The sequence below is a fragment of the Actinospica sp. genome (assembly GCF_035552695.1).
Lineage (GTDB): Bacteria > Actinomycetota > Actinomycetes > Streptomycetales > Catenulisporaceae > Actinospica.
The window spans coordinates 1-5031 of record NZ_DASZKT010000220.1 but is presented as its reverse complement, the minus strand read 5'-3'; the positions used below and the strand labels follow the sequence as shown (position 1 = coordinate 5031).

General features: G+C 71.4%; 5 protein-coding genes. All 5 read left to right on the top strand.

What is annotated here, in order from left to right; translation table 11 throughout:
- Nucleotides 1–2258 (top strand): ATP-binding protein (locus VG296_RS25375; RefSeq protein ID WP_325569880.1); only part of this gene is annotated, 2258 nt, incomplete at its 5' end.
- 149 nt (nucleotides 2259–2407) lie between these two features.
- Nucleotides 2408–2623: a hypothetical protein gene (locus tag VG296_RS25370; protein WP_325569878.1), complete on the top strand. Its 216-nt coding sequence runs from the start codon at nucleotides 2408–2410 to the stop codon at nucleotides 2621–2623.
- A gap of 130 nt (nucleotides 2624–2753) precedes the next feature.
- On the top strand, nucleotides 2754–3392 hold the full coding sequence (locus VG296_RS25365) for a 50S ribosomal protein L25/general stress protein Ctc (RefSeq protein ID WP_325569876.1): 639 nt from the start codon (nucleotides 2754–2756) through the stop codon (nucleotides 3390–3392).
- Nucleotides 3393–3469: 77 nt separating this feature from the next.
- Entirely contained in the window at nucleotides 3470–4054 is a 585-nt protein-coding gene (gene pth / locus VG296_RS25360; RefSeq protein WP_325569874.1) for an aminoacyl-tRNA hydrolase, read from the top strand.
- 25 nt (nucleotides 4055–4079) lie between these two features.
- On the top strand, nucleotides 4080–4886 hold the full coding sequence (locus tag VG296_RS25355; protein ID WP_325569872.1) for an SAM-dependent methyltransferase: 807 nt from the start codon (nucleotides 4080–4082) through the stop codon (nucleotides 4884–4886).
- The last annotated feature ends 145 nt before the right edge of the window (nucleotides 4887–5031 follow it).

The window sequence follows — 5031 nt, the reverse complement described above, 5'->3', positions numbered from 1 at the left end:
GCACGAGCGGGACGGACGCCGGCCGAGCGAGGACGCCGCCGGACGCCGTCGGCGCGCTCGGCCAGACCACCGCGGCCGGCCCGGACGCCGCGGATGCCGGCATTGACGCGGTCGGCGGGATGGCCGCGTCGCGGACCGCTTCGCCCGGCTCGATCGCGATCGGCACCATCGCCGACTCGGGTCCGCCCGAGGCCGCCGCCCCGGCCCGGCCGGGCGCGCTGGATCCTGCTCCGGGGCCGGGGCCGGTCATTCCGCGCCCCAGTCAGCTCCCGACCGACATCGGGGACTTCACCGGCCGCGAGACGCCGGTCGAGCAGCTGTGCGCGCTGCTGCTCGGCGCGGACGCGACCAGCAATCCCGGCGCGGTGCCGATCGCGGTGGTGAACGGCGCAGGCGGGCTGGGCAAGACCACGCTCGCGGTGCACGCCGCCCACCAGGTCCGCGCGCAGTTCCCCGATGGCCAGCTCTACGTTGACCTGCTCGGGGCGAGCGCCCAGCCGGCCCAGCCGGGCGAGGTGCTGGCCCGGTTCCTCCGCGATCTCGGCCTCGAAGGGGACAAGGTCCCGGCTCACGACGACGAGCGGGCAGCGCTCTACCGGACCCGGCTGACCGGCCGCCGGGTGCTTATCCTGCTCGACAATGCCCGCGACGCGGCCCAGGTCCGCCAGCTGCTGCCCGGCAGCTCGTCGTGCGCCGTCCTCGTGACCACCAGGAACCGGACCCCGGACCTGGTGAACACCCGGTTCGTCGACCTCAACGTGCTCGAGGACAGCGAGGCGCTGGCCCTGTTCTCCCGGGTGGTCGGCCCGGAGCGGGCAGCGGCGGAGCCGGACGCCACCGCTGAGGTGCTCGTCGCCTGCGCCGGATTGCCGTTGGCGATCAGAATCTGCGCGGCGCGGCTGGCGGCGCGCAGGCAGTGGCGGGTCGGCACGCTGGCGGCCAGGCTCCGCAACGAGCACCGCCGACTCGACGAGCTCAGCATCGGCGACCTCGCCGTCCGGGCGTCGTTCCAGGTCAGCTACGACAGCCTCCGGTCGCCCGGCCGGGGCATCGACCCGGCCCGGGTGTTCCGGCTGCTCGGACTGTGGCAGGGGTCGTCGATCAGCCTGGCGGCCGCTGCTGCGCTGGTCGGAGCGACGGAAGACGACACCGCGGACGCGCTCGAGACCCTGGTCGACGCCAACCTGCTCGAGTCGCCCGCGCCGGACTGGTACCGCTTCCACGATCTGCTGCGGGTCTATGCCACCGAGCGCGCGGAAGCGGAGGAGCTCGAGTCCGCTCGCGGCGAGGCGGTGGGCAGGCTGCTCCGCTGGTACCTGGACACGGCCGAGGCCGCCGCCAACGCGGTCTCGCCGGGCCGCTACCAGGTGCCGCGCGAGCGGAGGACCGCAGACCATCCCCCGGTCGAGTTCGCCGGCATTGAAGACGCACTGGCCTGGTACGGGGATGAGCGGGCGAATGTCGTCGTCGCCACCCGCCAGGCTGCCGCGACGGGGCTGGACGGTGTCGCCTGGCGGCTGCCGCCGACCCTCTTCCCGGTGTTCAACCGGTGGAACAACTGGGCCGACTGCGTGACCACCCACCGGGTGGCGGCCGACAGCGCGCACAGGGCCGAGGATCGGCTCGGTGAGGCCTGGGTCCTCAACCAGCTCGGCTTCGCGCTGGTCAAGCTGCAGCAGGCCGAGGCGTTCGGCCATCTTGAGCGGGCGCTGGAGATCCGGCGGGAGTTCGGCGACACGCTCGGCGAAGCGCAGACCGCGATCGCGCTCGGCGAGGCCCATCGGAGCATGGAGGGGCCGGGGGAGGCGGCGCTCGCGAATGTGCGGCGCGCGGTCGACCTGCTGCGGCCACTGGGCGTGTCATCGCTTCTCGGCGTCGCGCTCAACAACCTCGGCGACCTTTACTACGGGCTTGGCGACCTGGATTCAGCGGCCAAGTGCTTTGCCGAGTCCCGCGAGATGGGCGGCCATTCCGAGGGATACGCCCTTGACGGCCTCGGCTGCGTATATCGCGATCTTCGCCGGCCAGACGACGCGATTGCCAGCTTCGGCGAGTCGGTGCTCAAGCACCGGGCATCCGGACAGCTCCGGGCCGAGGCAAGGGCGCTGAAGCACCTGGGCGAGGTGCGCGGTGAGATCGGGCGCACGGCCGCTGCGCGGGAGGCGCTGACCAGGGCGGTCGAGATATTCGAGCAGGTCGCCGATCAGCCCGAGGCGATGGAAACGGCCTCGCTGCTCGCTTCGCTGGCCGAGGATTAACGCCGCCGTCTCCCGTCATTTGCGCTATTAACGGCGGGCGACATCGCTAAGATCGCGGCGCGGGCTCACGCACCATATTCCTTTTTTATAGGGAATTGACGGCTCCCGGCGCTCTGCGCGGCGGGGTTATGGAAAGGACGGGAAACAAAATGAGTGAAGTGGTACCTGAGGACGCGGCGGCTCCCGAGGACGCGGCGGCTCCCGAGGACGCGGCTGCGCCGGAAGACGCGGCGGCTCCCGAGGACGCGGCCGCTCCTGAGGACGCGGCTGCGCCGGAAGACGCGGCGGCTCCTGAGGACGCGGCCGCTCCAGAGGATGCTGCGGCGCCCGAGGACGCGGCGGCGCCCGAGGCCCACGGGGTCTGAAATCACGCGCCGGCCAGCGAACTGACCCTTGACGTGCGTGCGGATGCGAAATGCTCGCAGCCGCGCGCACGTTGTTTGCCGGCTAGACTCGCGACGCGCATCCATGTATCCGTATGAGGAGTGACTGACCGTGCCTGAGGTCCGTATCGAAGCCGAGCCGCGCACCGAGTTCGGCAAAGGCGCGTCCCGCGCCATCCGCCGCGAAGGTCGTGTGCCCGCCGTCATGTACGGGCACGGCGCGGAGAACCGCCACTTCACGCTGCCCGAGCACGAGCTCATGCTCGCGCTGAAGACCCCCAACGCGCTGATCCGGGTCGAGGGCCTGCCCGGTCGGGCCGCGCTCGCGCTGCCGAAGGCGGTGCAGCGGCACGCGATCAAGGGCGTGATCGAGCACGTCGACCTCATCGAGGTCCGCAGCGGCGAGAAGGTCACGGTTGAAATCCCGATCCGGGTGAACGGCGAGGTCTTCTCCGGCGGCATTCTCGACCAGCAGATGGTTCAGCTTTCCGTCGAGGCGGAGGCCACCCACCTCCCCGACGGCGTCGACGTGGACGTCGAGGGCGCGCAGATCGGCACCCAGGTGTTCGCCAAGGACCTCACGCTGCCGAAGGGCACCACCCTCGCGGGCGACCCCGAGGCGCTGGTTCTGCACGTGATCGAGCCGCGGAGCCAGGCGCAGTTCGACGAGGAGATCGGCGAGGGCGGCGAGGAGACCGAGGCCCCGGTCGAGGTCCCGCCGGCGCCGGGCGCGGCCGAGGCGGCCGAGTAACAACAGCCGTGAGCTGACGGGGAGCCCGGCGCGCAGGTCGTGCCGCGCTCCCCGTACGCACATTGGAGCTTCCTCATATGGCGGACGACCGGTGGATCATCGTCGGGCTCGGCAACCCGGGCCCGGAGTACGCGGGCACCAGGCACAACGTCGGCCAGATGGTGCTGGCGCTGCTGGCCGAGCGGATGGGCGCGCGCTTTAAGTCGAACCGCACCCGCAACGACATCGCCGAGGGCCGCCTGGCCGGCCAGCCCGCGACGCTGGCCCGGCCGCACTCCTACATGAACCTGTCCGGCGGCCCGGTGGCGGCGCTGCTCGGGTTTTACAAGACCCCGCCCGAACGGACCGTGGTTCTGCACGACGAGCTCGACGTCCCCTTCGGCGCGGTCCGCCTGAAGCTGGGCGGCGGCGACAACGGCCACAACGGACTGCGCTCGATCACCGCCTCGCTCGGCACCCGTGACTACTACCGGGTCCGGTTCGGCATCGGCCGCCCGCCGGGCCGCATGGACGCGGCGAACTTCGTGCTCAGGGACTTCTCCGCCGCCGAGCGGAAGGAACTGCCGTTCGCCCTCGACCGCTGCGCCGACGCGGTCGAGACCCTGATAACCAAGGGCCTGACCGAGGCCCAGAACCTCTACCACACCGATCCGCCCGAGTAATCCGCGCGATCCGAGAGGCTCGAGCATGTCCGATCTACCCCCCGAGATCGACACAAGCAGACCGCATCCGGCCCGGGTCTACGACGCTCTCATCGGCGGCACCAGTAATTTCGCGGTCGATCGGGAGACGGTCGAGCGGGTGCTGCAGAGGTCGCCCAACGCCCGCGTCGCGCCGCGCGAGAACCGGGCGTTCCTCGGCCGGGCGGTCAGGTTCCTGACCGCCGAGGCGGGCCTGCGGCAGTTCCTCGACATCGGCGCCGGCCTGCCCACGGCGACCAGCGTGCACGAGGTCGCGCAGGCGATCGACCCTTCGTCCCGGATCGTCTACGTCGACAACGATCCGCTCGTGCTGGTCCACGCGCGCACCCTGCTTGCCTCCGCCCCCGAGGGCCGCACCGCTTACATCCAGGCCGACGCGCGCGATCCCGACGCCATCCTGACCGCGCCCGCCACCGCCGAGCTGCTGGATTTCAGCCAGCCGGTCGGGCTGCTGCTAGTCGGGCTGCTGCACCTGCTGGCCGACGCCGACCAGCCGGCCGAGATCGTCGCCACCCTGCTCAACGCCCTGCCGTCGGGCAGCTGCCTGGTCGCCTCCCACCTGACCACCGAGCACGACCGGGAGCGGACCGCGGCCGGGCAGGCGGTAATGCGCGAGGCCGGGATCACCATGCAGAAGCGCGACTCCAACGTCTTCGCCGAGATCGCCTTCGCCGGCCTCGACCTTGTCCCGCCCGGCCTGGTGCTGGTGTCCGAGTGGCGGCCGCCCGACGACTCCCCCCGCCCGGCGCCGGCCGAGGTGAACATCTACGGCGGGGTCGCCCGCAAACCCTGATGCCCCACGAGGCGCTTCGTTATATCCCCGATATAGTCGGGAGGAACGCGGAGGGAGGTTCCTGGGTCTGATGCCTTACCTGAATCCGAAAGGTGCAGGGGACAATAGCATGGTGCGCCGCGAGGCGCTTTACCGTATTCCCTGC